Origin of the sequence: Shewanella litoralis (genome assembly GCF_009828585.1) — a bacterium.
In the GTDB taxonomy this organism is placed as follows: domain Bacteria; phylum Pseudomonadota; class Gammaproteobacteria; order Enterobacterales; family Shewanellaceae; genus Shewanella; species Shewanella litoralis.
The window spans coordinates 1-250 of record NZ_WSRZ01000169.1 but is presented as its reverse complement, the minus strand read 5'-3'; the positions used below and the strand labels follow the sequence as shown (position 1 = coordinate 250).

Annotated in this window: 1 pseudogene; it reads right to left on the bottom strand. The window is 41.6% G+C overall.

Annotated features, from left to right (window positions below):
• A pseudogene (locus tag GQA99_RS20860) lies at positions 1–123 on the bottom strand (transposase); the annotation flags it as partial.
• Positions 124–250 lie beyond the last annotated feature (127 nt).

The following is a 250-nucleotide window of genomic DNA, read 5'->3' as shown; positions in this document are numbered from 1 at the left end:
TCGTCGTTTTCGGTCTAAATGCTCACAGTATTCGGTTAACGCAGGTAATGCGCCGACAGCACCTTTAAATAATGCACCAAACTCTGTAGTGATTTTAAGCCAATTCTCTGCGGGGATGTTTAGCCAAAAGCTCCTAAAAAGCCACCCAGAATTTGAGCATAAAAGCTCCTAAAAAGCCACCCAGAATTTGAGCAAGTGACTTAACTAAAAGCTCCTAAAAAAAAGCTCCTAAAAAGCCACCCAGAATTTG